Annotated in this window: 21 protein-coding genes and 4 pseudogenes; 5 read left to right on the top strand and 20 right to left on the bottom strand. The window is 37.1% G+C overall.

Going from position 1 to position 26867, the window contains the following annotated elements; genetic code table 11:
- Positions 1 to 6: 6 nt before the first annotated feature.
- The 4 genes from hutU to MKY06_RS08150 all read right to left on the bottom strand — a co-directional run bounded on the left by hutU (position 7) and on the right by MKY06_RS08150 (position 4644).
- A complete protein-coding gene (hutU, locus tag MKY06_RS08165) occupies positions 7 to 1668 on the bottom strand; it encodes a urocanate hydratase (protein WP_029324272.1) in 1662 nt (553 codons plus the stop codon).
- A gap of 50 nt (positions 1669 to 1718) precedes the next feature.
- Positions 1719 to 3230, bottom strand: coding sequence for a histidine ammonia-lyase (gene hutH / locus MKY06_RS08160; protein ID WP_013056321.1), 1512 nt, complete (start codon positions 3228 to 3230; stop codon positions 1719 to 1721).
- Positions 3231 to 3590: 360 nt separating this feature from the next.
- On the bottom strand, positions 3591 to 4415 hold the full coding sequence (locus tag MKY06_RS08155; RefSeq protein ID WP_013056320.1) for an aldo/keto reductase: 825 nt from the start codon (positions 4413 to 4415) through the stop codon (positions 3591 to 3593).
- Positions 4416 to 4452: 37 nt separating this feature from the next.
- Positions 4453 to 4644: a hypothetical protein gene (locus MKY06_RS08150; protein ID WP_034275619.1), complete on the bottom strand. Its 192-nt coding sequence runs from the start codon at positions 4642 to 4644 to the stop codon at positions 4453 to 4455.
- Between the two features lie 315 nt (positions 4645 to 4959).
- On the opposite strand from MKY06_RS08150, the gene MKY06_RS08145 reads away from it, so the two are divergent.
- Positions 4960 to 5433, top strand: a complete 474-nt coding sequence (locus MKY06_RS08145) for a YbaK/EbsC family protein (RefSeq protein WP_013082511.1) — start codon at positions 4960 to 4962, stop codon at positions 5431 to 5433.
- A gap of 867 nt (positions 5434 to 6300) precedes the next feature.
- Here the strand turns inward: MKY06_RS08145 and MKY06_RS08140 are convergent.
- The 4 genes and pseudogenes from MKY06_RS08140 to MKY06_RS08125 all read right to left on the bottom strand — a co-directional run bounded on the left by MKY06_RS08140 (position 6301) and on the right by MKY06_RS08125 (position 10839).
- Positions 6301 to 6609: a DUF5634 family protein gene (locus tag MKY06_RS08140; RefSeq protein ID WP_098278453.1), complete on the bottom strand. Its 309-nt coding sequence runs from the start codon at positions 6607 to 6609 to the stop codon at positions 6301 to 6303.
- Positions 6610 to 6916: 307 nt separating this feature from the next.
- Positions 6917 to 7624 carry a GntR family transcriptional regulator gene (locus tag MKY06_RS08135; protein WP_013056315.1) on the bottom strand — a complete coding sequence of 236 codons (708 nt, stop codon included), beginning with the start codon at positions 7622 to 7624 and terminating at the stop codon, positions 6917 to 6919.
- Between the two features lie 88 nt (positions 7625 to 7712).
- Positions 7713 to 9122 carry a GH1 family beta-glucosidase gene (locus MKY06_RS08130; protein WP_013056314.1) on the bottom strand — a complete coding sequence of 470 codons (1410 nt, stop codon included), beginning with the start codon at positions 9120 to 9122 and terminating at the stop codon, positions 7713 to 7715.
- Between the two features lie 508 nt (positions 9123 to 9630).
- A pseudogene (locus tag MKY06_RS08125) lies at positions 9631 to 10839 on the bottom strand (macrolide family glycosyltransferase).
- 190 nt (positions 10840 to 11029) lie between these two features.
- Between MKY06_RS08125 and MKY06_RS08120 the strand changes: the two are divergent.
- A pseudogene (locus MKY06_RS08120) lies at positions 11030 to 11230 on the top strand (copper amine oxidase); the annotation flags it as partial.
- Positions 11231 to 11335: 105 nt separating this feature from the next.
- On the opposite strand, the gene MKY06_RS08115 reads toward MKY06_RS08120, so the two are convergent.
- The 5 genes from MKY06_RS08115 to MKY06_RS08095 all read right to left on the bottom strand — a co-directional run bounded on the left by MKY06_RS08115 (position 11336) and on the right by MKY06_RS08095 (position 16721).
- Positions 11336 to 12460: a GerAB/ArcD/ProY family transporter gene (locus tag MKY06_RS08115; protein WP_025601825.1), complete on the bottom strand. Its 1125-nt coding sequence runs from the start codon at positions 12458 to 12460 to the stop codon at positions 11336 to 11338.
- A gap of 109 nt (positions 12461 to 12569) precedes the next feature.
- Positions 12570 to 13649 (bottom strand): GerAB/ArcD/ProY family transporter, encoded by a 1080-nt coding sequence (locus tag MKY06_RS08110; RefSeq protein ID WP_029711254.1) that lies wholly within the window; start codon positions 13647 to 13649, stop codon positions 12570 to 12572.
- Positions 13650 to 13689: 40 nt separating this feature from the next.
- The gene (locus MKY06_RS08105) at positions 13690 to 13917 is read right to left on the bottom strand and encodes a hypothetical protein (RefSeq protein ID WP_057274661.1); all 228 of its coding nucleotides are present in this window, start codon (positions 13915 to 13917) and stop codon (positions 13690 to 13692) included.
- Complete coding sequence (locus tag MKY06_RS08100; RefSeq protein ID WP_098278451.1) at positions 13914 to 15122, bottom strand: Ger(x)C family spore germination protein; 1209 nt, start codon at positions 15120 to 15122, stop codon at positions 13914 to 13916. Before MKY06_RS08100 ends, MKY06_RS08105 begins: the two co-directional genes overlap by 4 nt.
- A gap of 36 nt (positions 15123 to 15158) precedes the next feature.
- A complete protein-coding gene (locus MKY06_RS08095; RefSeq protein ID WP_029711256.1) occupies positions 15159 to 16721 on the bottom strand; it encodes a spore germination protein in 1563 nt (520 codons plus the stop codon).
- 473 nt (positions 16722 to 17194) lie between these two features.
- Between MKY06_RS08095 and MKY06_RS08090 the strand changes: the two genes are divergently transcribed.
- Positions 17195 to 17968: an alpha/beta fold hydrolase gene (locus MKY06_RS08090; RefSeq protein ID WP_013056312.1), complete on the top strand. Its 774-nt coding sequence runs from the start codon at positions 17195 to 17197 to the stop codon at positions 17966 to 17968.
- Positions 17969 to 18260: 292 nt separating this feature from the next.
- Here the strand turns inward: MKY06_RS08090 and MKY06_RS08085 are convergent.
- Positions 18261 to 18603, bottom strand: a pseudogene (locus MKY06_RS08085) (phosphatase PAP2 family protein); the annotation flags it as partial.
- Positions 18604 to 18900: 297 nt separating this feature from the next.
- Between MKY06_RS08085 and MKY06_RS08080 the strand changes: the two are divergent.
- Both MKY06_RS08080 and MKY06_RS08075 read left to right on the top strand, forming a co-directional pair.
- Complete coding sequence (locus MKY06_RS08080) at positions 18901 to 19116, top strand: hypothetical protein (protein WP_041816517.1); 216 nt, start codon at positions 18901 to 18903, stop codon at positions 19114 to 19116.
- A gap of 274 nt (positions 19117 to 19390) precedes the next feature.
- Entirely contained in the window at positions 19391 to 20323 is a 933-nt protein-coding gene (locus MKY06_RS08075; protein WP_013056310.1) for an alpha/beta hydrolase, read from the top strand.
- Positions 20324 to 20586: 263 nt separating this feature from the next.
- Here the strand turns inward: MKY06_RS08075 and map are convergent.
- The 6 genes and pseudogenes from map to MKY06_RS08045 form a co-directional block, all read right to left on the bottom strand.
- Positions 20587 to 21382 (bottom strand): annotated as a pseudogene (gene map, locus MKY06_RS08070) (type I methionyl aminopeptidase).
- A 382-nt stretch (positions 21383 to 21764) separates the two neighbouring features.
- On the bottom strand, positions 21765 to 23114 hold the full coding sequence (locus MKY06_RS08065) for an LLM class flavin-dependent oxidoreductase (protein ID WP_098449074.1): 1350 nt from the start codon (positions 23112 to 23114) through the stop codon (positions 21765 to 21767).
- A 21-nt stretch (positions 23115 to 23135) separates the two neighbouring features.
- Positions 23136 to 23987 (bottom strand): MetQ/NlpA family ABC transporter substrate-binding protein, encoded by an 852-nt coding sequence (locus MKY06_RS08060; protein ID WP_098278449.1) that lies wholly within the window; start codon positions 23985 to 23987, stop codon positions 23136 to 23138.
- Between the two features lie 40 nt (positions 23988 to 24027).
- The gene (locus MKY06_RS08055) at positions 24028 to 24681 is read right to left on the bottom strand and encodes a methionine ABC transporter permease (protein ID WP_098278448.1); all 654 of its coding nucleotides are present in this window, start codon (positions 24679 to 24681) and stop codon (positions 24028 to 24030) included.
- Positions 24620 to 25702: a methionine ABC transporter ATP-binding protein gene (locus tag MKY06_RS08050; RefSeq protein WP_029324264.1), complete on the bottom strand. Its 1083-nt coding sequence runs from the start codon at positions 25700 to 25702 to the stop codon at positions 24620 to 24622. The genes MKY06_RS08055 and MKY06_RS08050 overlap by 62 nt, the downstream gene beginning before the upstream one ends.
- 56 nt (positions 25703 to 25758) lie before the next feature.
- Complete coding sequence (locus MKY06_RS08045; protein WP_013056303.1) at positions 25759 to 26586, bottom strand: MetQ/NlpA family ABC transporter substrate-binding protein; 828 nt, start codon at positions 26584 to 26586, stop codon at positions 25759 to 25761.
- Positions 26587 to 26867 lie beyond the last annotated feature (281 nt).

Here is a 26867-nt window from a genome sequence, read left to right as displayed (position 1 = left end):
CCTTTTTTATTCATTTAACGCCGGAATTTGTATTCCTTTTTCTTTTGCAGTTTGAATCGCCTTATCATAGCCGGCGTCTACATGACGAACAACACCCATGCCTGGGTCTGTTGTTAAAACACGTTCTAGACGTTTGGCGGCTTCTTCCGTCCCGTCTGCTACTACAACCATTCCAGCGTGAAGAGAATACCCCATACCTACTCCTCCTCCGTGGTGAACAGATACCCAGCTTGCGCCTGCTGCCGTATTTACTAATGCATTCAAAATCGGCCAGTCTGCTACTGCATCACTGCCGTCTTTCATCGCTTCAGTTTCCCGATTTGGCGAAGCCACAGAACCGGCATCTAGATGGTCTCTGCCAATAACGATAGGCGCTGACAGCTCTCCGGACGCCACCATATCATTAATAATTTTTCCAAAACGCGCTCTTTCTCCGTAGCCTAGCCAGCAAATACGAGCCGGCAATCCTTGAAACTCAATTTTTTCTCTCGCCATTCTAATCCAGTTGCAAAGATGCGTATTATCCGAAAACTCACGTAAAATGACTTCATCTGTTTTATAAATATCCTCTGGGTTTCCTGACAAAGCGACCCATCGAAACGGTCCTTTTCCTTCACAGAACTGCGGACGGATGTACGCTGGGACAAATCCCGGGAAATCAAATGCATTCGTGACACCTTCATCCAACGCCACTTGGCGAATATTATTGCCATAGTCAAAAGCAACCGCGCCTTTTCTTTGCATCTCTAACATGGCTTGAACGTGAATAGCCATACTTGCTTTTGATTGTTTTATATATTCATTTGGATTTGTATTCCGCAATCTTTCTCCTTCTGCTAAGCTGACTCCAATCGGCAAATATCCGTTAAGTGGATCATGTGCCGATGTTTGATCCGTCACAATATCTGGGATAAATCCTCGCTCTATCATCTCAGGAAGAATCTCGGCTGCATTTCCAACTAATCCAATGGAAAGCGCTTTGCCCAATCTTTTTGCATCTTCAGCTAACGTGATCGCATCAGCTACGCTTTCGACTACCGTATCGCAATATTTTGTTTCGATACGTTTTTCAATACGCGTGCGATCAACATCAATTCCAATTACAACCCCGCCTGCCATCGTAACAGCTAGTGGCTGTGCGCCTCCCATTCCTCCTAATCCAGCTGTTAGCGTAATCGTTCCTTTCAAAGTTCCGTTAAAATGCTGGTTGGCACACTCAGCAAATGTTTCATACGTTCCTTGAACAATGCCTTGGCTTCCAATATAAATCCAGCTTCCTGCAGTCATCTGTCCGTACATCATTAACCCTTTTTTATCAAGCTCATGGAACGTCTCCCAATTTGCAAAAGCAGGAACAAGATTTGAATTCGCTAATAAAACACGCGGTGCATCACTGTGGGTTTTAAAAACCGCAACTGGCTTGCCGGACTGTATAAGAAGCGTTTCATCTTCTTCTAACTCTTTTAACGCTGCGACAATACGATCGAACGCCTCCCAGTTACGGGCTGCTTTTCCGATTCCTCCGTATACGACTAACTTTTCCGGATGCTCCGCTACTTCGGAATCTAAATTGTTTAGAAGCATGCGAAGAGCAGCTTCTTGCACCCAGCCTTTGGTCGTTAGTTCTGTTCCACGGGGTGCTTTCATTCCACTTTGTTTTGTCTCCATTTTGTTTTCCTCCTCTATAAAAATGAAAAACTGTTAAACTAACATTTTTATTACAGCGCTAGTTCATAATTAGTATCTTGCACAAAGGTTTTGAAATCAGCTGCTAACGCCTCAATATCGCGTGAGAAAATTCGGTCTTTAATAATGGTTGGTACGGTTTTTCTAATTCTTGAGTAAATTTTTCTTGTTTCTGAAGCAAGTTTATCCACTCCTTGAATATCGGCCGCTTGAGCCGCACAAATTGCTTCAATTGATAAAACTCTTCGTGTATTTTGGATAATTTGATAAGCGTGACGTGCAGCAGTCGTTCCCATGCTGACATGATCTTCTTGATTCGCTGAAGATGGGATGGAATCGACACTTGATGGATGCGCTAATACTTTATTTTCGGAAACTAATGAAGCAGCAGCATATTGAGTAATCATGAGTCCAGACTCTAAACCAGGATCTGCACTTAAAAATGCTGGCAGCCCGCTAAGCTGAGGGTTTACTATTCGTTCGATGCGCCGTTCAGAAATATTCCCAAGCTCCGCCATTGCAATTCCTAGAAAATCCATAGCAAACGCAATGGGCTGCCCGTGAAAGTTCCCTCCAGAAATTACTTTGCCGCTGTCGGCAAAGATGAGCGGGTTATCGGTTGCTGAATTAATTTCAATTAACAGCTTTTCTTTTACATAATTTAAAACTTGATAAATAGCACCATGAACTTGAGGAATGCAGCGCAGTGAATACGCATCTTGCACTCTTATTTGACCTTGAGAAGTAGTTAATTGACTGCCTTCTAAATACGAAAGAATTCGGGCAGCTACCTGCTGTTGTTCCGGATAAGGTCTTACCGCATGAGACTCGGGCATGAATGCATCTAAAATGCCTTGCAGACCTTCTAACGTCAGTGCTGCAATCCCGTCAGCAAGATCTGCTAGCTTTTGAGCTTCAAGGTACGAAACTACTCCTACAGCTGTCATTGCCTGAGTGCCGTTAATTAAAGCTAGCCCTTCTTTCGCTTGTAATTGGATAGGTTTAAGCCCAGCTAGCTTTAAAGCTTCTTCTCCTTGCATTCGCTGATCATTATATACAGCTTCTCCTTCTCCAACTAACAGCAGCGCTAGATGTGATAATGGAGCTAAGTCACCGCTAGCTCCAAGTGAACCTTGACTTGGGATAACCGGCACTATATTTTGGTTTAAGCAATCGATAAGCAGCTGCAAGGTTTCCAGTCGTATGCCGGAATACCCTTTAGCCAATGCATTCGCTCGTAACAGCAGCATGACTCTGCTTACTTCTAAAGAAAATGGTTCTCCTAGTCCGCAGGCATGACTGCGAATTAAGTTAATCTGCAGATCAGCTAAGTCCGTTTTTGAAATAACCGTATCGCTAAACTTTCCGAATCCAGTATTTACTCCGTAAATTACGTTGTTGTTCGTAATACTCTCTTCAACCAACGTTCTGCTTTTTTGTATATGTTCAACTGCGTGATCGCTAATTTTCACGGAGTATCCTTGGTAAATAACTTTGTAGATTTGGTCGAACGTCAGTGAATTTCCATCGATTTGAATAAACATCATACCCGCTCCCTTGTTAAACTGTAGACTACCTTTTCTTTTTGAACACAAAAAGGGGCTATATCAAAGAGGAAACAAGCTCCTTTTGATATAGCCCCCTATAAACTAACCTACTTACACTATGGGCTTTTATTAATAATCAGCACTTCACCTTATACATACAAACAATCGCTAAATGACTAAATCACTATACACTTTAAGCTGTACAACTTAAAGCAACTAGGGTACCTACACTAAGTATTACGCTGAATTAATCATTTGTCAATTATTTTTTAAGAAAATTTTAAATAATCTGAAATAAAATCGTTATTTCTTATAGCAGCGATGATTCACGGCTGCACATTCTTATTTCTTTAAACGTTATCGGACGTTCATGTCACTTGGGTGCGGACCTTTGCGGCGATTGCTGTTTAACTCATTAATCTCTGCCATATCATCGGCAGTGAGTTCAAAATCAAACACGTTAAAGTTTTCTTCTATTCTAGACGGTGTAACTGATTTAGGGATGACAATTGTGTTGTTCTGTAAGTGCCAGCGCAATACAACTTGAGCCGGAGTTTTGCTATGTACTTCAGCAATTTTTTGAATGACTTCGTCTTGTAACACTTCTCCTCCTTGATCAAGGGGGCTCCATGCTTCCACAAAAATATTATGTTTGGCACAAAACTCTTTTAATTCATTTTGAGCTAGATACGGATGGCACTCAATTTGGTTTAAAACAGGTGTTACATCACATTCGTTTAACAAGCGCTCTAAATGCTCAATTTCAAAGTTACAGACGCCAATTGCTTTTACTTTTCCATCGTGATAAAGCTTTTCTAATGCTTTATACGTCTCCACATACTCATCATATTGAGGCGTAGGCCAGTGAATCAAATATAAATCGACATAATCAAGTCCTAATCGTTCTAAGCTTTCGTCAAATGCACGTAATGCATTTTCATAGCCTTGATCGCTGTTCCAAACTTTTGTTGTAATAAACAGCTGTTCTCGAGGAACAGAAGATTCTTTAATCGCTTGACCTACCCCTTCTTCATTTTTATAAATCATGGCTGTGTCAATAGAGGTATACCCAACTTCAATTGCTTTTGACACTGCAGATGCTGCTTGGTTATCTTCTACTTGCCATACGCCAAATCCAAGCTGAGGCATTTTTAAACCGTTGTTTAATGTAACAATATTCATTTTACACGTCTCCTTTTTTGTTAAAAAGTTCAAAGTTTTAATGATGGTGCCAGCCGATCAGCATAGCAACCTGTCCCATTATAATGCCGACTGGGATTCCTATAATCATGGCTCCAAATCGAAATTTAAAAGACCATGCGCGCGGCACAAGGGAAAACAAATAAATCATACTCATCGTTGCCATACATGTACTGCTAAAAAAACTGACGACAGTGTGTAAATTTGGCATTACTTCTCCTCATTTCACTAGAACGTTTGCGCCTTTTCAATTTCATCATTTATCTTTCGTTCTAATGCCTATGTTTTCGCAGCCGACATAGTTACATTCGTCAAAGGGTTCCGTAATCCTGCTTTAATCAGTTAAAAATACTTTACCTACGTAACTTTTTTAGTTAAAACGAATATGTGCTTTTAACTTCAAAGTTGTGTATAATTTCTGTATATTAAAATAATAAGATTTTTTCACTATAAAGAACAACTGCACATTCTCTTTAAGGCAATCATACATATTTGCAAGAGTTAACGAAAGGAATGGATATAAAAAATGGCGATTGAAAAAGTAAAAGCATATTTTAAACAATATGGTATGGAGAATCGAATTATCGAAATGGATGAGTCCAGTGCTACTGTAGAACTGGCAGCGCAAGCTTTGAAATGCGAGCCGAAACGGATCGCAAAAAGTCTTTCTTTTAACGCCGAAGGAACTGTTCTATTGATTGTGGCAGCAGGAGATGCAAAAATTGATAACCGAAAATATAAAGAAGAGTTCGGAACCAAAGCAAAAATGCTTGGAGCAAGTGAAGTAGAAACGCTGATTGGTCATGCTGTAGGCGGAGTATGCCCTTTTGCCGTTAATGAAGGTGTTCACGTGTATCTAGATGAATCTCTGAAACGTTTCGTCACCGTTTTCCCTGCCTGTGGAAGTGGAAATAGTGCAATCGAATTAACAATACCTGAACTAGAAGAATTTTCGAAATGCTTAAAGTGGGTTGATGTCTGCAAAGGATGGAATGAATAATTTAGGTAAATTACGGTACATCTATACATAAAATAAATAAATCAGCACGCCAACAAGCTGAAACAGTTTTTTGTTTCAGCTCATTGGTGTATCTAAACGAATTTATGAAACAGCTTAACCCAACCTAGGTAAGAAACCCCTAAGAGAAATACAAAAAGAAATAGTAAAGGAATGTTCCTAGGGATAAAAAGCCAGCCGTCTAACGTATTCCACAGAAATTCACTTTTATTTGCTTTTCTCATCATTTTCACCTCAAGCAGATTTACTATTTTGTATTCAAAAATTCTTTTACATAGTTATATACAGTATCTTCAACTTATGACCTTTTTTCAAGAAAAACGTGCACGGAAAATTGATTGAATGTGAATCTTTTCAATTTATATCCGCTATGTACTCATCCATCATCTTAGTTTCATCTGTAAAAAAGAAGAAGCCTACATTTTTAGATGCAGGCTTCTTCTCGTTGATTCAGTCTTTCCTTTGTTTGCCTAGTCAGGCCCTTTCGTTACGTATATCGGTTCATAACCAAAGTGCCTTGCGTGAGATACGAATATCTACTTTCAATTTGCGGTAATACATTTGCTGAAGTCGCTGTTAAGCCTTTCAAAACTAATCAGTCCCTTCATACACTAAGTATTTAACCTTTCACAACAACCATTTGCATGATAGCTGCTGTACTATATGTGTACCCCGTATTTATATAGTAAAACCTTAAAAAACAATTTTTTATTATATAATTTTCTAGACTTCAAAGCAAAGAAAATTTAGATAGTATAGATGAAAGACACCCGTCACCTATTAGCTCCTCTACTGTTCGTACTCAAGCGTTCAAAGAAAAGCATCCGCAGTGAAATTCATCAAATTTATTTAATGTATGATTTCATCAATTTTTTGAAATGCATCTTCAAGTGAAGTATATCCATTTGTTTCTCCTTCGTTACCTTGAACGGTCCATTCTTGCTTTTCTACTGCTAGTTTCCCGTCTTTATCTTTTATATAAGGTCTGTTAAGCATAAACACATGATTATCCTTTTTTACTGTGTAGCCAAGATAATAGTGATCACCTTCTCCTTCTTCCTCATATACGGAGACGCCTTGAAGGTTATATTTGTGTAAAATGTCATCCATATGATGAGTCAGTTCACTTATAGCCGTTTCTCTTTTTACATATTCCACATTTTATACCCCTTTTCATTTTGATTTATGTTTAGCATTCCCTTGAGCATATTCAATTACACTATATTTCAAACCATTCATTATGTGAAATTTCCCCTGTATCGGCATTAAAGAAGTTACGGCTTGTCATTTGATATAAAGAAATTTAATCTACCTCCTCTTACCTTGTTGTAAAGAAAAATCATTTTTCTCTTTCGTATCTCCAATTAGTTATCATAGAAAAGACCCTCATATCCACGACCTCATTTCATTCTTAAACAATCAAAAACCGGTTAAGAAAAATAAACTTAACCGGTTAATGCTGATGTTATTTAAAATTGATACGATTTAAGATTTTTGCTTTTTGAAAGTGAAAGATAGATTTTGACAACTCAAAGATCGTTCCGTTCGTTAAGCACACCGTATTTTCGATAATCAGTGCTGGGTCGAATGGGTCGATATGAAGGAGTTCAGCACTTTCTTCATCAATTTTTTCGCAGTTGATGACTTTGTCAGCAAACCCAATGTTTAATTTTAAGTGATCTATCAGGTAACTATAAATAGAATTTGATGCAATATCTTCATTTAGATAAGGTACCACATCTTTTTTAAAGTAACTGATTTCAATAGAAAAAGGTTCTTCATCTACAATTCGCAGCCGCTTCACATAATATAGCTTGGTTCCGCCTTCACACCGTAAACCTTTTGCGGTTAATTCATCAGCTTCTACCACGTGCAAAGAAAGAATTTTTGTCTCAATTGTTTTCGACGTTAAGTCTTTCGTTAATCCTCTAAGACTGCCTAAATTAATATAATCTGTGACTGATTCCTCACGCAAAAACATGCCGCTTCCTTGGACTTGATAGATATAGCCGCGATTGACGAGCTGAGTCACTGCTTTTCGAATTGTATTACGGCTCACTTCAAATTTTTTTATCAATTCTTCTTCCGTCGGTAGCTTTTTTGTTTGATCAAACGTCCCTTCTCGAATTTCCCTTTCTAAACGATCTGCAATTTCTTTATATTTTATAGCCATATAATCTCCCTAGTTTACATTCTCAATCATTTACTGCTTCTATTATACACAAAACCTCTTGATCAAAATCAAGAGGTTTTCTTTTTACTTATAGCTCTTCTCCTCTCGTTTCAATAATATGCTTGTACCAATGAAACGACAGTTTTTTCTTTCGATTTAAGTTATCGTCGTGATCTACGTAAATGAATCCGTATTGTTTTTTATAACCATTTAACCAGCTTAATAAATCAATAACAGACCAAGCGTAATATCCTTTTAGATGAATGCCTTCTTTTATTGCGCGCTTAATCACTTTTAAATGTTCTTCAATATATTTAATACGGGGAACGTCTACAATTTCACCATCAATAATCGGATCTTCATCACCAAGACCATTTTCTGTTACGTACATTTTAATATCACCATAACGCTCTTTTAACATATGCAGCCCGTCTAAAAATCCTTGAGGTGAAATTTCCCATCCCCATTTTGTATAGGTTTTATCTGTCATCTTTACTGTGCGATAAAAGCCGTCAAACGATGGATTTCCAGGAGCTAAAGTAGATGTTTCCCTCGAGTGCTCCATAGACGAAACAGCTTCTTGATTTTTCTCTACTCGAATCGGTTGATAATAATTAAGACCAATGAAATCATTGTTTTCGGCATTTCTTTTTAATGTATCTAGCTCTTCTTTCGTCCAGCTTGGGGTCCATCCGTTTTCTTTTAATTGCTGTACGACGTAAGATGGATATTCGCCTTTTAAAATCGGATCATAATACCAAAACGTTTCGTATTCATTCGCGTGTCTAGCAGCTAAGATATTTTCCTTTTTATCATCAACACTGTAAGCCGGTAAGAAGACATGTGTAATACCAATTTCTCCATACTGCTCCAGCTGCTTATAGATCTCTACGGCTTTTGCATGTGCATAAAACACATAATGTGTAGCTTGAAAGTACTTTTTTTCATCGTTTTGGATACCAGGCGGATGTGCTCCTTTTAAATAGCCTAATCCGCAAAACATAACGGTTTCATTGAACGTAATCCAATGTTTAACACGGTCTCCAAATGCCTTAAAACAAACCTCTGCATACTTAACGAAAGCATCCGCTGTTCGTTTATTCGTCCATCCGCCGTCTTCTTCAAGCGTCAAAGGCAGATCCCAGTGATACAGCGTTACAAATGGAACAATTCCATACTTTAAGCATTCATTAATCACTTGATTATAAAATTCCAAGCCTTTTTCATTCACTTCTCCATCGCCAGTTGGCAAGATACGTGCCCATGAAATAGAAAAGCGGTACGATTCTAGTCCCATCTCTGCCATTAACTTAATATCTTCTTTGTAGCGATGGTAATGATCAATAGCTACATCTCCATTTGTGCCTTTATATGTTTTTCCAGGAATCTTTGAAAAAACATCCCAGTTTGTTTCGCCTTTACCATCTTCATTCCAAGCTCCTTCTATTTGATAAGAAGCTGATGCAGCTCCAAATAAAAAATCCTTTGCGAATTTCATTATAGCACTCCTTATTTTTATACTGACTTTTTAAATTCATTCCAATATATTAAATTTATAGGTACAAATTTAATATTGATTATATACTTATTTTTTGCATTTGACTACAAAAAATGTAATACAAAGACCTTTTTATTTTTCTCTAATTTAAAGAAAAATTTCGTTATCTTACTCATACTTGATAAAAGAACAAATAGAAAAGCCTGCTTTGAAAAAATTGATCAAAACAGGCTATTTATTAATATGACGGATTAACGCTTTATAATAACTCTCATCGTTATTAAACTTTCGTTTTCACATATAAATAAAGACCATACTCTGTGGGAACAGCAGGATAACCCATTACAAGCGATTTTAAGTTTTTTAAAACTTTTGCTATTCCTCGTTTTAATAATATTATATTAATTTAGGAAAAAAACGTTATTACCAAAGGATTCTTCATTCAAAATGCACATTTGTTTATAATTGATAATTGATATAAAAAAATAAATTAATACACTTTATTTCGTTAACTAGAGGTGTTTTTGTTAATGCCCTTCTTGAATTTTAAAATTGTTTCTACTGCTTTTTTATATCCTCCAGCCTCTTTTAAAGATTCTCCAATTTTGCAGCTGCTTTCTTTAAATGATGGATTTAGTAACACTTTTTCTGTTGTATTTCGTAATGTAGCAGCGTCTAACTTTTTACGATTAAGCTGTAATCCAGCTCCTAAATTTTCAATTTTCTTGGCTACTATTGGTTGATCAGCCATGACAGGAATGACAACAAGAGGAATACCAAAATAGAGTCCTTCACTGGAGCTGTTCATTCCGCCGTGGTAATGAAAACATCTGCCTGTTGTAGAATTTCTAATTGGGGTACATAATTACGCACTATAAAATTAAGGGGAATATTATTAAATTGGCAAATATCTGTCTGCCTTCCTACAGATAGAATGACTGTGACCTGAGTATCTCCAAATGCTTCAAAGCAAGTAGTATAAAATTCAGGCTGATGATTAAATACCGTTCCCATCGAAATAAAGATGAGTTTGTTTTGTCGAATGTTCTCCAACGTAAAAGCTTCGACATCTTTACGTAGCGCAATAGAAGGGCCAACAAATATGAAAGAGTCGTCAAATTCTTCGGCCATGGGTTGATATAGCTTGGAGGTAAATACAATCGTTATATCTCCAGGACACGTCATGGTATTTTTCTATCAGTAAGAATAACTCCATATTGATCTTTCCACTTTTTTGAAATTTGTTCAATTTCCATGTATCTTGGAGATTCCTTATCTATTTCTCCCCTGTTCTTCATAAACATAGAAAAAATTTGGCTATTAATTGCAAAAGTTGTACAAGAACATACTTTGGGTATTCGTAATATATCAGCTATAATCCATCCGGCAGCGAAATTATTATCATAAATAACATAATCGTACTTTTCCGCTCTTATTTCTTTTAAAACCTCTTCTATAATCTTATCCATAGCCCTTCCCATATGCAAAAGCATTTCAAGAGGATCTATTTTCTCTGCCATCCTTTTTCTGTATTTATATGGAGTAGAAAGTTTTCATAAGGACGAAATAAAGCGCCTGTTTTTTCAATCTTGTTTCTATATTCTTCTATGCAGTAATAGACCAACTCTTCTCCCTTTTTCACAAGCTCTTCTACTAATGCAATGGTAGGATTAACGTGCCCTTCACCGGGAAAGTTAAAAAAAAGAACATTTGCCATCTAACTCCCTCCGTTTCTCAGCAAATAAATATACTAACCTTGTTTAGAATAAATTTTCTTCTTATCTAGTGTAAAGTAAGAATCAATTTCATTAAATGTATAAAACAAATATCAAGCAAAATGACCCTATTATTAACTTTTAAGGTTTTATAAAGAGTTAAAAAATTAAGATGAGCAAGTAGCTGATTCTTTAATGCTTGGCTGTGGCTGTCTAGAGGGAATTCGCTATTTCGACACTAAGATGCCAGGTAGTAAAGGCACTATAAAAACGATTTCTGATGCAATCTGTTTACATGAAGAGGATTACGGAATTGCGTGGAAACACAAGGATTGGAGAATCGAGGAAGTAGAAGCACGTAGTTCACGTCTCTTGACCATTTTTTCCGCATAACTTTTTCATGGATTTTTCTGGTCTTTCTATTTTTCAATTCTTTTATAACGTGTAGAAGCAAAGCGCCGGGTTTCTGCAGAAAGCAGCTGCTTTACCAAATCTTCGCTAATGATTCTTTTGATTTTTAGTTCCATTGCTATTAAGCCCCCCATTTCTCCCTTTTTTTATAAAAGCAATAAGGAGGAGAAAAAGTGGAATTACAATTTCTAGAGAAAAAAAGAAAACAATGCCACTTGTAGACAAAAAGGAAACAAGTTGTTGGAAATTGGAAGATATCCACAAAGCAACTATAACTTGGAGAAAACCAAATGGAAGCACAAATGGCTTATAATCACGTACGTTTAGACACTGCGCTGTCCCAAGTGTAAGTACATAATAAATGGCTGAAACTTTAACAAAAATACCTGTAACCCAGACTGCCATCACCATTGATTCGACATGTTCAAAAAAATTAGCTATGCTGATATACCTTGAAACACTTATTACGGGATAAATGTATTCTTGAGTAGTGCTGCCTAATACAAGAATGGTAATTAAATTTGTAATCACCATAGTTAGTACAACAGCTACAATAGAAATCACACCCAATTTTCTTGCCTTACTTCGATCTTTCAAAAAAGGAAGAAAAAAAGAAATATAAAAAAAATCGTTAAACCATGACTGAATAGAAGTAGCTCCTTGTAGAGAGGGTAAAATACCATTCCCCATGATAGGAAATATATTATCAATTTCTATATCAGGTAGCAGTAGAAGTACCATCAGAAGAAGAGGAAGAATAAATAATGGAAGAAAAACTTGTGTGGCACGTGCTAGCACCTCTACTCCTCCGTATACAACAAACATGCAAACTAACACCATACTGGCTATTACTACAGGTATAGGGGTTTTCGGAAGAAAGTTTGCAATGAACTCCGCGTACTGTCGTAGAACAATACCATTCAAATAAAGATGAAAAAACAAATATATAAATCCAAGAGTCTTTCCGGCAAGCTTTCCAATAATACGCTCACTGTACTGAATAATATTTTCATTAGGATAAAACTTGTTTAATTTTAAAAAAATACCTAATGTCAGAAAACCAATGAGGGAGGCCCATATTGGTGATAGCCAAAGATCTTGCTTCGCATCTTTTCCGGCGACTGATGGAAGAGTCAGAATAGCTGTAGCTAATACAATAAAGTATAGTAACATCGCCATCTGAAGAGATGATATTTTCCCTTTTTCAATCATTTCTTTTTACCCCATTCTATTTTTTTATTATCTTTTACAAATATTTAAATCGACAAAATATTGTGTATGTTATTGATTTATAGGCATATGATTACATTTTCCTTTCTAATTATTTTTTCCGGATAGTAGCGATGAGTAGTAGTAAAACCGGAATGAACGTCATAATGAATGTTCCGTAAAAAGGAAATATATTACCTAAAAATCGAGTTAATTCATACATGCTAGGAGTTACCCATATACCGAATATAATCACCAGAAAACCAAGTGGAAATACAAGGGGGCGGTAGTCAGATAGATGTAGCCATTGGGCCGTTCCTAAGACAAGTGCATAGTAAAATACTGAAAGTTTAATAAATATTCCCATTACCCAAATAGTAATTACAAAGGCTTCAAGATGTTCAAAAAAAGTAGCAACACTAATGTATCGGAAAGCAGTAAACACCGGATAGATATAACTGGTTGCTGATTCTCCAAATAAGAATATGTTCACTATATTGGTGTAAACCATGACTAACATAGTGATAACCACCGAGATCATACTCCACTTCTTTCCTTTTTTATGATCTGTCAAAAAAGGAAGAAGCATGGAGATAAGAAACATTTCGCTAAACCAAGACTGTGGTACAGCTGCTCCAAGGATCGAAGGCATCATACCATGCTCCATAATTGGAAACATATTCTCTGGTTTGAATTGAGGTATGAGTAGTATAAATAGTAACAGTGGAAGAAGTATAAAGATTGGAACGAACAGTTGGGCAGATCTTCCCAATACTTCCACGCCGCCTCGTACAGCGAAAGCACATACAAGAACCATGCTCCCAATAACTACAATCATCGGGGTTTTAGGCAAAAAAGCATTAATAATAAAATCTATATACTGCCTGGATATGGTGCCACATATATGCAAAAAAAAGAACAAGTAGACAAACCCAAGCACTTTTCCTGGAATCCGACCAATAATATGTCTACTGTATTGGATGATCGATTCCTTCGGATAGAGTTTATGTAATTGATACACAATAAACGCCGTAAAAAATCCATTGAGTGAACCTAAAATTGGCGAAATCCACATATCACGCCCTGCATACTTGCCCGTAATGGCTGGGATGGTAAGAATAGCGGTTGCTACTATCGTTGGTACGATCATAAGCGCCATCTGAAATGAAGAAATTTTCCCTTTTTCGATCATTCTCTTTTCTCCTTCTTTTTCCGTAACTTCTATGCCCCTGCTATTTCTCCAACATCTTACCAAGTGGTTTGAAAAGCATGTCAATCATCTGTGTAGGACCTGGCATATCCGGAAAGAACAGAAGGAGGATGGCAAGCAGCCATCCCATCGTTGTTAAGATCACAAAGGCTGCTTTCTCCTTTTTCTGATTTCGATCCATTTTTGGCCATTCATACAAAAAGATAAGAACCACGCATACGGTTATTCCTATTACCGTTATCCACTTCATTTCTTTTCTACCTCTTTTTCTTTCAAGCCCGCCGGCGTAGTAGATAAACCAGGTCGGCGTACACGCGTTTTAATATCTATTTTCACTTCCACATCCGGAAGGATTGTATCCCAATGATCTTTGACTTTCGACCATTCTTTAGGGTATTTTCGATGAAACGCATCTGCGAAACCAAATGCGTCCACATTCATCCCTTTCTTCACCTGTTTAAGAGACTGGTTAATGCGTTTTTTGATATCTTTTTCTACGTCTTTCTCCACTCTCTTCGTAATTTGTGGACTCATAACATCAAGATCACTGCCATTTTGCACAATTGTCCCTTCCGATGTAATCTTCGCTAGGATCTTCCATTTTCCATTCTTAAGGGTAGGGATGAGTTTCGTCGTTTGTCGAATAGGGTCTAGCGAGATGGATTCTCCTTTTTTAGGATTTACTGTAACCGAAGTCACTTCGATTTCATTTCGTAACCATAAAAGTCCTCTGGTAGCCTTAATATCAACTTGACCGATCATTTTATCTTTCTTAAAAATAGCAGTCCCCATTATATAAGCAATCGTTTCCTGTGGTTTCCTCCCAAGAAACGGCGGTAACTTTTTAATTAAAGGTAGGAGAGCCACTCCAGAATCCCCTGTTAACATCTGTTCAAAATCTTTCACTGTAACATCCATACCAATCTTCATCTCAGATAACTTTCGCAGCACTTCTCCCTCGTATGATTCTAAAGGTGGCTGTAATGCTAGAACATCGGCTGCCTCTCCATAACTGACAAACAAATGAGCACGTTCCCGAGGTTCTGGATGGCGAAGTAAATAGTCAATTTGCTTATGAATACCACCATTTCTAGCAAACTTCTCACCGATAATATACGCTTTGCAGTGACCCCAGAAGATTTTACGAGGGATTTTTGTCTGCACCTTTGACATAGCATCTGCTATATTTTCTCCAATTGCCGATCTCACCAAACTCTCGGAGCCTGTTCCTGATGCTCCTCCTCCCTGCTGCTGACCATTCACAGCCTTAGGAATCAAAATTTGAACAGTAAGCCTAATTCCCCCCCCTTTTTCTTTATCAATAGCAGCCCCTAACACAAGCGCTGTGTCATTTACTTCCCTTCTGTCCCAGCAACCGCTCAGTAGAAAGCTAGCCAAAAAAAAGAGAAGAATGGTCAACGTTTTTATGACGTTTCGAGATAGAAAGAGATTCATTCTTGTTCACATCCTTCTCATCATGTATTTACTCTACTATTCGTCTCCTTTACTGGAATTTGGTTTTTGGCTAGGGGACTGTCGGTATGAGTTGAACTCCCCGGTTAAATGGGGGCGTGTGTCCATTTTCCACCATGGAGCTCGAATCAAGGCATCTTTCAACTCACGCCCCTTCACCGGAGCGATTGGTGTCAAGTATGGAATCCCAAAAGAACGCAACGTACATAGGTGAACGACGATTGTAATCACCCCAAGCATAACTCCAAGCAAACCCAACGTTCCAGCAAGCAGAATGATAGGAAAGCGTAGCATTCTTAACGCAATTCCTTGCGTATAGTGTGGCACCATAAAGGACGAAACTCCTGTAATCGCAACAACAATGACCATTGGAGCAGAAACCAGACCGGCCTGAACTGCAGCTTGACCGATGACCAAAGCGCCGACAATACTAACAGCGGCACCGACCTGTTTTGGAAGTCTGACTCCTGCTTCACGTAGTGCTTCAAATGTAACCTCCATCATTAATGCTTCAACAAGTGCTGGAAAGGGAACACTTTCCCGTGAAGATGCCACGCTAATCAGCAAGGCCGTCGGCACCATCTCTTGATGGTAGGTAAGGACTGCTACATAGAGCGAAGGTAAAAGAAGAGAAAGTACCATAAATACAAAGCGTAAAATGCGGATAATTGAACTAATCATGTAGCGTTGGTAATAGTCTTCAGGCGACTGAAGTAGGGAAAAAAAACTAATAGGCGCAATTAAGACAAAAGGAGTACCATCCACTAGAATCACCACACGCCCCTCTAAGAGATTAGCAGCAGCTACATCCGGCCGTTCTGTATTGACAAGTTGAGGAAAAGGAGAATAGGAATTGTCTTCAATCAGTTCTTCAATATATCCACTTTCCAATACACTATCTATTTCGATGCGCTGCAATCGATTTTCGACTTCCTCAATAAGGGTGTGATCCGCAAGTCCTTCTATGTAGGCAATTACAACATCGGTGTTAGTATAACTCCCGATTTTCATCGATTTCATTTTGAGGTGAGGACTTTTGATCTTCCGTCGGAGGAGGGAAGTACTGACTCCTAATGTTTCCACAAAACCTTCCCTTGGTCCCCGTACAACACTTTCTGCGGTTGGTTCTTCAATCGATCTCTTTTCCCACTTTGCCAACCCCAAGGCAAGTCCAGATGCTTCATGTTGTACGAAAAGCACAGGGTTCCCGATGGAGATATTCTCTATACAATCTGCGAACGTCTTAACTTCTTTCATCTTTGAAATGTGTATCTTTTTCTTTAACATTTCACGTAAACTACGAACCCTTTCTTCTGTTTCTGACGTAAGTGGGGCGAGAACATTCTCATCAATCTCCTCAATATTAGATAAACCCTCTATATAGATAAGGACGGCTTTTGTTTGTCCACCTATTAAAAACGTCCGAAAGACTACATCAAAACAGTCCTGATAGATGGAGCGAAGAACCTGTAGGTTTTCATCTAAGTCTAAAGAAAGCAGTACTTGTTGCTCGTTAATCTGTTGATCCGTATAGAGTTGTTTTAGCTTATGGAATCTTCTTCGAACCTTTCGAAACAACATAGACAGCTCCTTCCTTTTATGTAAGGTTGCATAGAAAAGCGTAATGAAACCTATCCTTATCTTTTGTTGTATTTTCCAAAATTATTATATCTAGTTAAAAATTTCATTGATTATTTAAACTTAACTCTGTTTGTATGTTTTTTCGTTACAAATTATATAGATAGTAAAGCTTAGATAAGAGCAGTTTTTTCTATTTTTAGCCTGTATAAAGTATTTATTTCCAATCTGTATAATGGACATTATAGGAAATCTTATTAGTAATTGTTAAATCTAAATCTTTTTTAGTGTGTATAGTGCCACTATACTAATCCCATACTAAATACTAAAAGAAGTTATTTGAGATTAAACAATACAGAACAAATAGTTAATTGTATTAAGTTAAATGTAAGATGAAGAAAAATTTCAGTTTTCATCAACCGAATTAACTTTAACTAAAAAGTAGTTATTAATCGATTTTGGAGTGAGAAATAAGCATGCCTTTTGTTGAAATAGACACTAATCAATATTTGTACTATGAAGAGTATGGACAGGGTATACCTATCATCTTTATTCATCCACCTGGGATGGGAAATAAAGTGTTTTACTATCAATACGATTTATCCAAGCATATGAGAGTCATCTTTCCTGATTTAAGTGGTCATGGACAAAGCCCAAAAGCTGCACAAACTGTATCAATTCCCTTCTACGCAAACGAAATATTACGCTTTATGGATGCATTACATTTAAACAAGGCCATTATATGTGGCTATTCTGCTGGCTGTCTAATTGCTCAAGAGCTTGCTATTTATCATTCCGATAGAATAGAATTATTAATTTTCTCAGGAGCATATCCTATAGTAAGAGATATGCCTGGACAATTATTACATAAAATAGGATTATATATGGTAAGAGAACACCTAAATATATTAATAACAAGCATTGCTAGAAGTCATACCAGAGACAAGACACTAAGAAGAAACCTAGTTAATTATATGAAAAAAGCCGATCAAGAATCATGGTATCAGTATTATAATCATTCATTACAATATAACTGTTTAGACAAACTTCATCGTTTAACAGTACCTTTGTTGTTTATGTATGGTGGAAAAAAGGATTGGACTATCCGCTATATGAAAGAGTATAAAAATAAATGTAAACATGCTGAATTCTTTATTTTTACACAGCAGGGTCACCAACTGCCTACAAAAAAAGGGATTCAGTTTAATGAACTAATTACAGGGTTTGTCTTAAATAAATCCAGTTTATAAAGCTAAAAGGCACTTGAAAAATGAAGAATCCTAAAATCCCATATGTATAAGAACGGATGATAAACTACGAAGACTGATAAGGTTGCTCAGCTCATCAGTCTGAATATATATTTCACAATTAAAAATAAGACGCTTCGGAAAATCCCTTAGCTGCTTTAGCTTATTATCATCACTATCCACAAAAGTCTCCACCATAACAACTATATAATAATCACTAAAAGGATAAACAATGTGACTTATAAAGCTAATCCAGAACCGAGTCTACCACAATTAGATATTCAAAACGCTTCATTTATATATTGGAACATGATGATACTTTTATTTTTCGTTTCATTACCTTTAAAGCACCTGGGAATTTGTCAACGATAGTGCTTGTCAAGCTACCAATGAAGACTATCAGAAGGATAATGATGTCCTAGCCAAATCCTTGAGAATCCCGTTAACAAGGACAATCCCAACATAACTGACCCAAGAATACGTTTATGGAGAAAGATAGAAGTGGATACAGCAAAAGCAAGCAACGTATGTTTACTTAAGAATGAAGAATCCATCTTTGAAGGAATGAGTATACCGACACGGCGCTCCATAAATGGACGAGGCTTAAAATAAAAACATTTAATCAACGTATTAATAAAGTTGGATCAGGTTCAGCTTCATCCTTTTTATCATTACAACCAAAAAGAAACCCTACTGATAAAATGGTTGATAGGAGACCAAATAAATATTTTCTTTTCTTCACTTATTCTTCACCCCTTACAGTAGTCGTATATCTATTAAGATCCACATTATTCTTTTAATAATTACAGGTAATAATTTAAAATCCCAAATAGGGATAGTATCATTTTCCGCGTATATATAAGTAACATCGTCAAAAAATAAAGCCGTTGGAAGAACGGTTTCTTTCAAACAACTATCAAAGAGGGATTTGCATAATGAACAACTTACAGGGGCTAACTTCTTTATTTAATTTTAATGGAATGTTTGGAAAGAGAAATAATAACAGAGTCATACTACTTTCACTTTTAGGTGTAGGAATTGGGACTTTGGCCATTTGGCTAATAAGAGGGACGGGGAACAAAATCGCATCTCCAACCATGCAAACAATGAAGAGTAGAAGCCAAATGAAAAACGGTTTATCTAACCAATAATAGACACGCATACTTTCTCTACGATATATAAATTAAAGACTAACGATCAGTTTAATTATGGGAACAATATATTTAATGTACATCTGTATTAATAGTTCACCATGCTGATTACAAAAAATAAAAGCCCCTAGATTTTTGTTAAATCTAGGGGCTTTTCAAACTTACTTAAACTTTTTATTCTCTAATACAATCATTTGGTTCTTCATTTTCTGTTATTAAATGGGGAATATAATATTATTCGATGAGATAAATTACTGAGATACAGAGGTGGAATATGAAACAAGTTATTAAAAATATTCAAAACGATCAGCATTTTCCTTTTACATACGATTCACGCCCCATGGCTGAAAATATGAAACGTTACAGTGAGTTTTACAATCTTCCAACAGAGGGGCTAATGTATCGCTACGGATTTGAAACGGTTGCTCATGAACGGTTGTTTATCCAATCTTTTCGTCCCTTACAGATAAAAGCTCATATACTCCTTCTTCATGGCTATTATGATCATGCTGGAGTACTAAGTACGGTTATTCGTTTTTTGATTCAAAAAGGGTTTCATGTGTTGACATTTGATTTACCAGGACATGGATTGTCAACAGGAGAACGAGGAGCCGTATCGGAGTTTTCTCTCTATGTAGAAAGTATTCGAGAAGTCATGCGTAGACACCTGTCTTCAAGCTCTCTACCTATCTATATTGTAGCTCATAGTACTGGCGCTGCTGCTGCAGTCGATTATATACTGAATAACCATGAAGCATCTCAGGTTCGAAAGGCGGTCCTTGTCTGTCCCCTCGTTCGTCCTTATCACTGGAATGCAATCACCATTTGTATAAAGTTCTTAAAAGTGTTCACCACGAATTTGAAAAGGATAATTCGAAACAATTCATCAGATTCAAAGTTTTTGCATTTTGTGAAGAATGATCCGTTACAGTATGATCAGCTCCCCCTCGGTTGGGTAGAAGCCTTGATAAGATGGAATGAATTAATTAAGGAAGGGAGCCCTAGTCCTATTCCTATTCTCATCCTTCAAGGAAAAAAAGATACAACAGTGGATTGGAGGTATAATGTTGGTTTCTTACTGAAGAAGTTTCCAAATATAGATATTGAACTTATAGAGAATGGAAAACATCATTTATTTAATGAAAAAGAGCTGATAAGAGAAAAAGTGTTTACTTCTATCCATCGTTATTTAACAGGTAACGTGTAAACACAGGTTCCGAGAACAAAGTATATAATATCTGTCTATTATTCGAACGAAGGGAGTTTTATTGATTAATGAACATCGAAATATCTGTGTAGTTTTTTACTAGTGTCTACTTGATGCGGAGCAGACCACTTGAATAAGAAGTTACATTTTAAGTTTTCCTGAAAAAAGCCACCTCACTGCAATGAACGATCATTGCAGTGAGGTAGCTTTTGCTAATAAAATCTTTAGAAATTAGCAGGTGCGTGGGGTAATATGCTGCACCCTCATAGTTCAGTTAAAATAATCGGTTCACCGTTTGTTACAACAATCGTATGTTCACATTGTGCTACAAGACTATTATCAGGTGTAACAAACGTCCAGCCGTCGTCTCCGCGTTCAATGATATGATCAGCTTTCATAGAGATAAACGGCTCTACAGCAATAACAAGGCCTTTTTTCAAAAGGGCTTTATCCATTGGATCATAATAGTTTAAAATATGGTTAGGAGCGTCATGCAAGCTGCGGCCCACACCGTGACCCGTTAAGTTTTCAATAACAGCATATCCGTTTTGATGTGCAAAGTTAGATACAGCACGACCAATTTGGTTTTGTTTTGAACCAGCTTTTACTTTTTTCATGGCTGCCCAAAATGCATCTACTGCAGCTTGGCACAACTTTTCTTTTTCTTCGTCTTGCCCAATAACAAATGAAATACCCGTATCTGAATAATAGCCATCAAGTACGGCAGATACATCCACATTGACTAAATCGCCATCTTTTAATACTCGGTCTCCGGGAATACCGTGAGCCACTTCTTCGTTTACACTAATGCACGTTACACCTGGGAAATTATATTCTTTTTCAGGTGCAGAAATAGCACCGTGTTCATCCAATATTTTTTTACCGATCATATCAAGCTCTTTTGTTGTCATGCCTGCTTTTGCTTGGTTTTTCATCTCTTCGCGCGCAAGTGCAACAATGCGTCCAATTTTGCGTAAACTTTCTAAATCTTGTTCGTTACCAATAATCATAAAAAACACTTTCCTTCCTCGAAATATATATCCTATCCGATTTTATCATATTTTTATGAGGATTTTTCAAAAGACCTTTTAAGAACTAAAATGTACGATTAATTAGACTAGTAAGATATTTATCATATGCTAAACTTTTGTTTCTTAACCAATTAAATCCACAAAAAAAGAGGTTGAGACATACCTAAATCAAACGAATCTAAAGACGGACAAATTGGATACATGAGCTGAACCGCTTGTTACACCGCTGTGGATTTCCGTGCAAGACTTCGCTTTCCGCGGGCAGCCGATGAGCCTTGCCCTCCAATCAACAGCTAGAAGCACCTACATACATGAAACCTGCGTTCACCACAACAACAAAAAATCCGAACGATTAATAAAATTTATTAATCGTTCGGATTTACCTTTAAACAAAATAATTTTGCTTCTTTCTACATGATCGGCCTTACACCTTCATCAACAAACTTATTTCCAGGTTTTTTAAGCTCCAAATGGTCTCTTAATGTGCTTCCTTCATAGTCTAACCGAAACAAACCTCTCTCTTGTAAGATTGGTACAACAAGATTTACAAAATCATCTAAGCCAGATGGAAGCAAAGGAAACTGCAGCATAAATCCGTCCGCTGCTTTTTCCTGAAACCATCTTTCCATTTCGTCCGCAATTTGAATGGGGGTTCCTACAAAGTTATCTTTCCTTGCAGCACCGAAAAATCGCGTATAAAGATCTCCTACCGTAAGTTTTTCCCTTGCTATAATTCTTAGCATCTCATCAAACTGACTTTGAATGCCATTCACGACTGGAAATTCCACCTCTGATGCAGGAGTATTTAGGGCATACTTGGTAAAATCCACGTTCCCCATATACCCAGAAACGAACTTTAATCCTTCATATGGATTCACTAGCTTTTGTAAATCGCTGTATTTTTGAACCGCTTCTTCTTCTGTTCCTCCTACAATAGGGGAAATACCGTGAAGAATATGTAAATCCGCTTCTGTTCTATTGTATTCAGAAAGCCTTGATTTAAGGGATTTATAAAAGCTTTTGGCTTCTTCTATGTTATCTAGGTGAGCAAATACCACTTCTGCCGTTCTTGCCGCTAAGCGCTGTCCCGGCTCAGAAGAACCGGCCTGAACGATAACGGGCTGTCCTTGGACGGAACGAGCGATATTTAACGGCCCTTTTACAGAAAAATACTTACCTTTATAGTTAAGTTCATGTACCTTTTTAGCATCAAAAAACGCTCCGTTTTCTTTATCATATAAAAAGGCAGCATCTTCCCACGAATCCCATAACCCTTGAACAACATCAATAAATTCTTCCGCACGTTCATAACGGTGATCGTGTTCCCAATGAGTATCACGGTTAAAGTTTAACGCCGTTTCACCTGTTGCATCTGCTGTCGTCACAACATTCCAGCCCGCCCTTCCTCCACTTACATGATCGACAGAGGCGAACTGACGCGCTAGTGTATAAGGTTCATTGTAAGTAGTTGAAGATGTGGCAACAATGCCAATTTTTTCAGTAGCTGCTGCCATTGCTGTAATGATTACAATAGGGTCAAATCGATTTAAAATCTGAGGGTGCGACTCTGCATTTACTGCTAAACTGTCGGCAATAAAGGCGATATCAAATTTTCCTCTTTCAGCGGTTTGTGCAAGCTTTTGATACACAGAAACATCGATGCTTGCGTCAGGCTTTGAATCAGGATGACGCCATGAAGCTACATGCATACCTGTGCCAATCAAATATGCTGCAAGTTTCATTTTTCGTTCCTTGGCCATTTTCCCACTCCTATTTTGTACTTATTTTGTTTTATACGTGTCTTTGTACGCATTCAATTCTTTCAAACTAATAAACGTCGGAATATAATTTCCTTTGTATGTTTTTTTAATAAAGGCAGCCGTACTTTTGGATTGATACACTTTTACTAGCTTCTTTAAATACACTTTATCCTGATCTTTTTTTCTTGCAGCGATGACATTAATATAGGGCTTCGCTGTTTTATTTTCATGAATGAGTGCGTCCTTTAAACTTAGACCCGCTTCCACAGCTACACCGTTGTTAATAATGGAAGCCGCCGTATCTTGCATAACGCGGGGAGTGCTTGCAGAATCGACGGGAACAATCTTTAAATTTTTAGGGTTGCTTTTAATTTTATCCTCTCCTCCGTTACCGTCAAAGCCTTCGACCACTGTAATTAAATCCGCTTCTTGCAGTAAAACTAGTGCTCTTCCCCAGTTGGAAGGATCATTTGGAACAGCAATTTGAGCACCGTTTGGAATGTCTTTTAATGATTTATATTTTTCAGAATAAAGACCTAGAGGGGCAATGATGGTCGTTCCAATTGGCACAATATCCGTTCCGTTCTTTTGATTAAATGAGTCTAAATAAGCAACGTGCTGAAACGCATTTACATCTATTTCTCCTTCAGCTAAGGCTTGATTAGGATCGTAAGCTGAAGAAAAATTCACAAGTTCTATATCCAGGCCTTGTTTTTTTGCTTTCTCTTTTATAAATTCCCACGTCCTAAGTTCAGAACTTCGAATGCCTACTTTAATTTTAGCTTCTTTACTATTGGCACTGGATGAGGAATTAGAACATCCTGTTATGACGAGGATGAACAACAGCAGAAGCAGAAATATCGGTTTTTTCATTTATAACTCCCCTTTTAAAAAGCTTGCTTCTAATACGTTTTTACACTCTTCTAATCTTGCGTTCTATGATGTTCCCTAAAGATTGAATACCTTGAACAATAATGATAAGAAGCACGACGGTGACTACAATAGTAATCGTGCTGAAGCGCTGATAGCCGTAAGTAATAGCTAAATCGCCAAGCCCTCCGCCTCCGATAGCACCGGCCATTGCCGTTGCTCCAATTAACCCAATTGTGACAGTTGTTAAGCTTAAAATAAGAGAGGGAAAGGCCTCTGGAATTAAAAAACGGAATACAATTTGAGTTTTAGAAGCACCCATCGCTTGCGCTGCTTCAATAATACCTTCATTTACTTCAAGCAAAGAATTTTCAACGAGTCTAGCCATATAAGGTCCAATATGTAAAACAAGCGGAACAATAGCCGCCGTTGTACCGATAGTCGTTCCGACGATGAACCTTGTAAATGGGATGATCGCTACAAGTAAAATAATGAACGGAATCGAACGAAGAATATTTACAATAGGATTTAAAATTGAAAAAATAACTCGATTTTCAAGAATATGACCCTTGCGTGTTACAACAAGTAGAATTCCTAAAGGAATTCCAATTAAAGCCCCGAAAAGCAGGGAAGCACTAACCATGTACAGTGTTTCCCACAAAGCCGCTAATATCAACTCTTGGCTTACTTCTAACATTCTCAACCACCTCTTCTATTTTTATATTTTGCTGCAGTGCATATAGTTCAGCTCGATCTATTTCTTCTTGTGTGCCAATTAATTCAATAATTAAATGACCAAATGGAATCCCCTGTAACTCTGTAATATTTCCAAGTAAAATATTCACCTGTACATTAAAGCGCTTAGATAAAGTTGAAATTACAGATTGACCCGAATTACTGCCGAGAAAGTTAATCTTAAAAATCTTCTGATTTGAATTTGTAGTTTGAACTAATTCATACACGTTTTGTGGAATGTCATCTCGAACAACCGACTGGACAAAATTTTTAGCAATTTCAGTACGTGGACTTGAAAAAATATCAAATACATTTCCTGTTTCAATAATCTTCCCGTCCTTCATCACAGCGACACGATTACAAATTTGCTTAATGACTTCCATTTCGTGTGTAATTATTACTATCGTAATTTGATATTCTTCATTAACTCTTTTCAGTAATTTCAAAATAGATTCTGTTGTATGCGGATCTAATGCCGAAGTTGCTTCATCACATAATAAAATAGAAGGGTTCGTTGCTAATGCACGCGCAATGCCCACTCTCTGTTTTTGACCTCCTGATAGATGATCAGGATATACACCAGCTTTGTCTTCTAAACCTACAAAATGAAGAAGTTCTTCTACACGTAGCTTTATGTCTTTTTTTGGTTTTCCACTTAATATAAGGGGCATTGCTATATTTTCAAACACTGTTTTTGAATTTAATAGATTAAAGTGTTGAAAGATCATGCCGATTCTTTTTTTGTTTTTTCTTAGCTCCGTTTCAGACAACGTTGCTAAGTTTTCTCCATCTACGATCACTTCACCTGACGTCGGGTACTCCAGCAGATTAATCGTTCGAAGCAGTGTGCTCTTCCCCGCCCCGCTTAATCCAATTACCCCAAATATGTCTCCTTTTTGTATCGTTAATTCAATGTCTTTGAGGGCTTCAACTTTCTTTGAACCACTCTCAAATATTTTTGAAACACGTTGAAACTTTATCAAAAGAACCCCTCCTTTTCTTTCAAACTGTCATTCCTATTTCTCTTTTACTCCTATACTTAGAAAGCTGGAACGACTGCGCCATCATATTTGTCATTAATAAACTTTTTAACCTTGTCTGTCGTAAGTGCTTTTGCTAAACGTTGAATATTTTTATCATCTTTTTTCTCTTTCGTAGTCACTAAAATATTCACGTAAGGAGACTCTTTCTTTTCAATAATTAACGCATCTTTAGTTGGTTTAAATCCGCCTTCAAGAGCGTAATTCGTATTGATAGCTGAAGCTTCTACATCATCAAGAGAGCGGACAAGGAGCGGACCATCTACTGCAACAAAGTCTAGCTTCTTTTTATTCTTTGAAATATCTTCAACCGTATAAGAACTACCACTAGGTTTCTTGTTTAATTCAATGATTCCATTAGCCTGGAATAGCTCTAGTGCACGTGAAAAATTCACCGGGTCATTAGGAACAGCAACCTTTGCTCCTTTGGATAAATCATCAATTGATTTTATTTTTTTAGAATACACTCCAAACGGTTCAATATGAACGTTTGTCACGTTGACAAGATTTAATCCACTGTCTTTATTCGTTTGCTTTAAGTATGGCGTATGCTGAAAATAGTTGGCATCTAATTCTCCATTTGCTGTTTGTTCATTTGTCTGTATGCCGTCTTTAATATTTACAATGTCCAACTTTATACCTTCTTTTTTCAAATCGGGTTCCACATACTTTAAAATTTCGGCATGCGGCGTGGAAGCTGCTCCCACTTTAAGAACTATATCTTCTTTCTTGTCACTATTTTGGCCAGATGCTTTTTCTTTATTTCCACACCCTCCCACAACAGTAATCACTGCTAATAATGCAAAAAGCCATACAAATTTCTTCATTTCTCTCTCTACCTCCATCATTTGTGATGTATTAAACATATGGCGTTAATCTGCGGCCACTAAAAAAGACAAAAAATCTGAGGTAATCCCCGTCATTTTTGTCTCCATTCGTCTGGTCGACTGTTCTATTTCCGCTATAGGTTTAACAAACATTTTTAAATCCGATAATTCCAATAAGAATTTTAAATCTTTTGAAAAATATACCAAACATCTTTTTGACTGTCAATTTAGTATTTTTAAACCTTGAGATTACATATTTTATTTGTGCTGGCTGTACTTGA

The organism is Priestia sp. FSL P4-0332 (genome assembly GCF_038005845.1).
In the GTDB taxonomy this organism is placed as follows: domain Bacteria; phylum Bacillota; class Bacilli; order Bacillales; family Bacillaceae_H; genus Priestia.
Note: the sequence above shows the minus strand (reverse complement) of the source record. Positions and strands in the feature narration are given on the sequence as shown.

What these genes read in the sequence shown, in the direction of transcription:
- hutU (WP_029324272.1), bottom strand. Translation starts at nt 1,668, where the DNA reads ATGGAGACAAAACAAAGTGGAATGAAAGCACCCCGTGGAACAGAACTA.
- hutH (WP_013056321.1), bottom strand. Translation starts at nt 3,230, where the DNA reads ATGTTTATTCAAATCGATGGAAATTCACTGACGTTCGACCAAATCTAC.
- MKY06_RS08155 (WP_013056320.1), bottom strand. Translation starts at nt 4,415, where the DNA reads ATGAATATTGTTACATTAAACAACGGTTTAAAAATGCCTCAGCTTGGA.
- MKY06_RS08150 (WP_034275619.1), bottom strand. Translation starts at nt 4,644, where the DNA reads ATGCCAAATTTACACACTGTCGTCAGTTTTTTTAGCAGTACATGTATG.
- MKY06_RS08145 (WP_013082511.1), top strand. Translation starts at nt 4,960, where the DNA reads ATGGCGATTGAAAAAGTAAAAGCATATTTTAAACAATATGGTATGGAG.
- MKY06_RS08135 (WP_013056315.1), bottom strand. Translation starts at nt 7,624, where the DNA reads ATGGCTATAAAATATAAAGAAATTGCAGATCGTTTAGAAAGGGAAATT.
- MKY06_RS08130 (WP_013056314.1), bottom strand. Translation starts at nt 9,122, where the DNA reads ATGAAATTCGCAAAGGATTTTTTATTTGGAGCTGCATCAGCTTCTTAT.
- MKY06_RS08115 (WP_025601825.1), bottom strand. Translation starts at nt 12,460, where the DNA reads ATGATTGAAAAAGGGAAAATATCATCTCTTCAGATGGCGATGTTACTA.
- MKY06_RS08110 (WP_029711254.1), bottom strand. Translation starts at nt 13,649, where the DNA reads ATGATCGAAAAAGGGAAAATTTCTTCATTTCAGATGGCGCTTATGATC.
- MKY06_RS08105 (WP_057274661.1), bottom strand. Translation starts at nt 13,917, where the DNA reads ATGAAGTGGATAACGGTAATAGGAATAACCGTATGCGTGGTTCTTATC.
- MKY06_RS08100 (WP_098278451.1), bottom strand. Translation starts at nt 15,122, where the DNA reads ATGAATCTCTTTCTATCTCGAAACGTCATAAAAACGTTGACCATTCTT.
- MKY06_RS08095 (WP_029711256.1), bottom strand. Translation starts at nt 16,721, where the DNA reads ATGTTGTTTCGAAAGGTTCGAAGAAGATTCCATAAGCTAAAACAACTC.
- MKY06_RS08090 (WP_013056312.1), top strand. Translation starts at nt 17,195, where the DNA reads ATGCCTTTTGTTGAAATAGACACTAATCAATATTTGTACTATGAAGAG.
- MKY06_RS08080 (WP_041816517.1), top strand. Translation starts at nt 18,901, where the DNA reads ATGAACAACTTACAGGGGCTAACTTCTTTATTTAATTTTAATGGAATG.
- MKY06_RS08075 (WP_013056310.1), top strand. Translation starts at nt 19,391, where the DNA reads ATGAAACAAGTTATTAAAAATATTCAAAACGATCAGCATTTTCCTTTT.
- MKY06_RS08065 (WP_098449074.1), bottom strand. Translation starts at nt 23,114, where the DNA reads ATGGCCAAGGAACGAAAAATGAAACTTGCAGCATATTTGATTGGCACA.
- MKY06_RS08060 (WP_098278449.1), bottom strand. Translation starts at nt 23,987, where the DNA reads ATGAAAAAACCGATATTTCTGCTTCTGCTGTTGTTCATCCTCGTCATA.
- MKY06_RS08055 (WP_098278448.1), bottom strand. Translation starts at nt 24,681, where the DNA reads ATGTTAGAAGTAAGCCAAGAGTTGATATTAGCGGCTTTGTGGGAAACA.
- MKY06_RS08045 (WP_013056303.1), bottom strand. Translation starts at nt 26,586, where the DNA reads ATGAAGAAATTTGTATGGCTTTTTGCATTATTAGCAGTGATTACTGTT.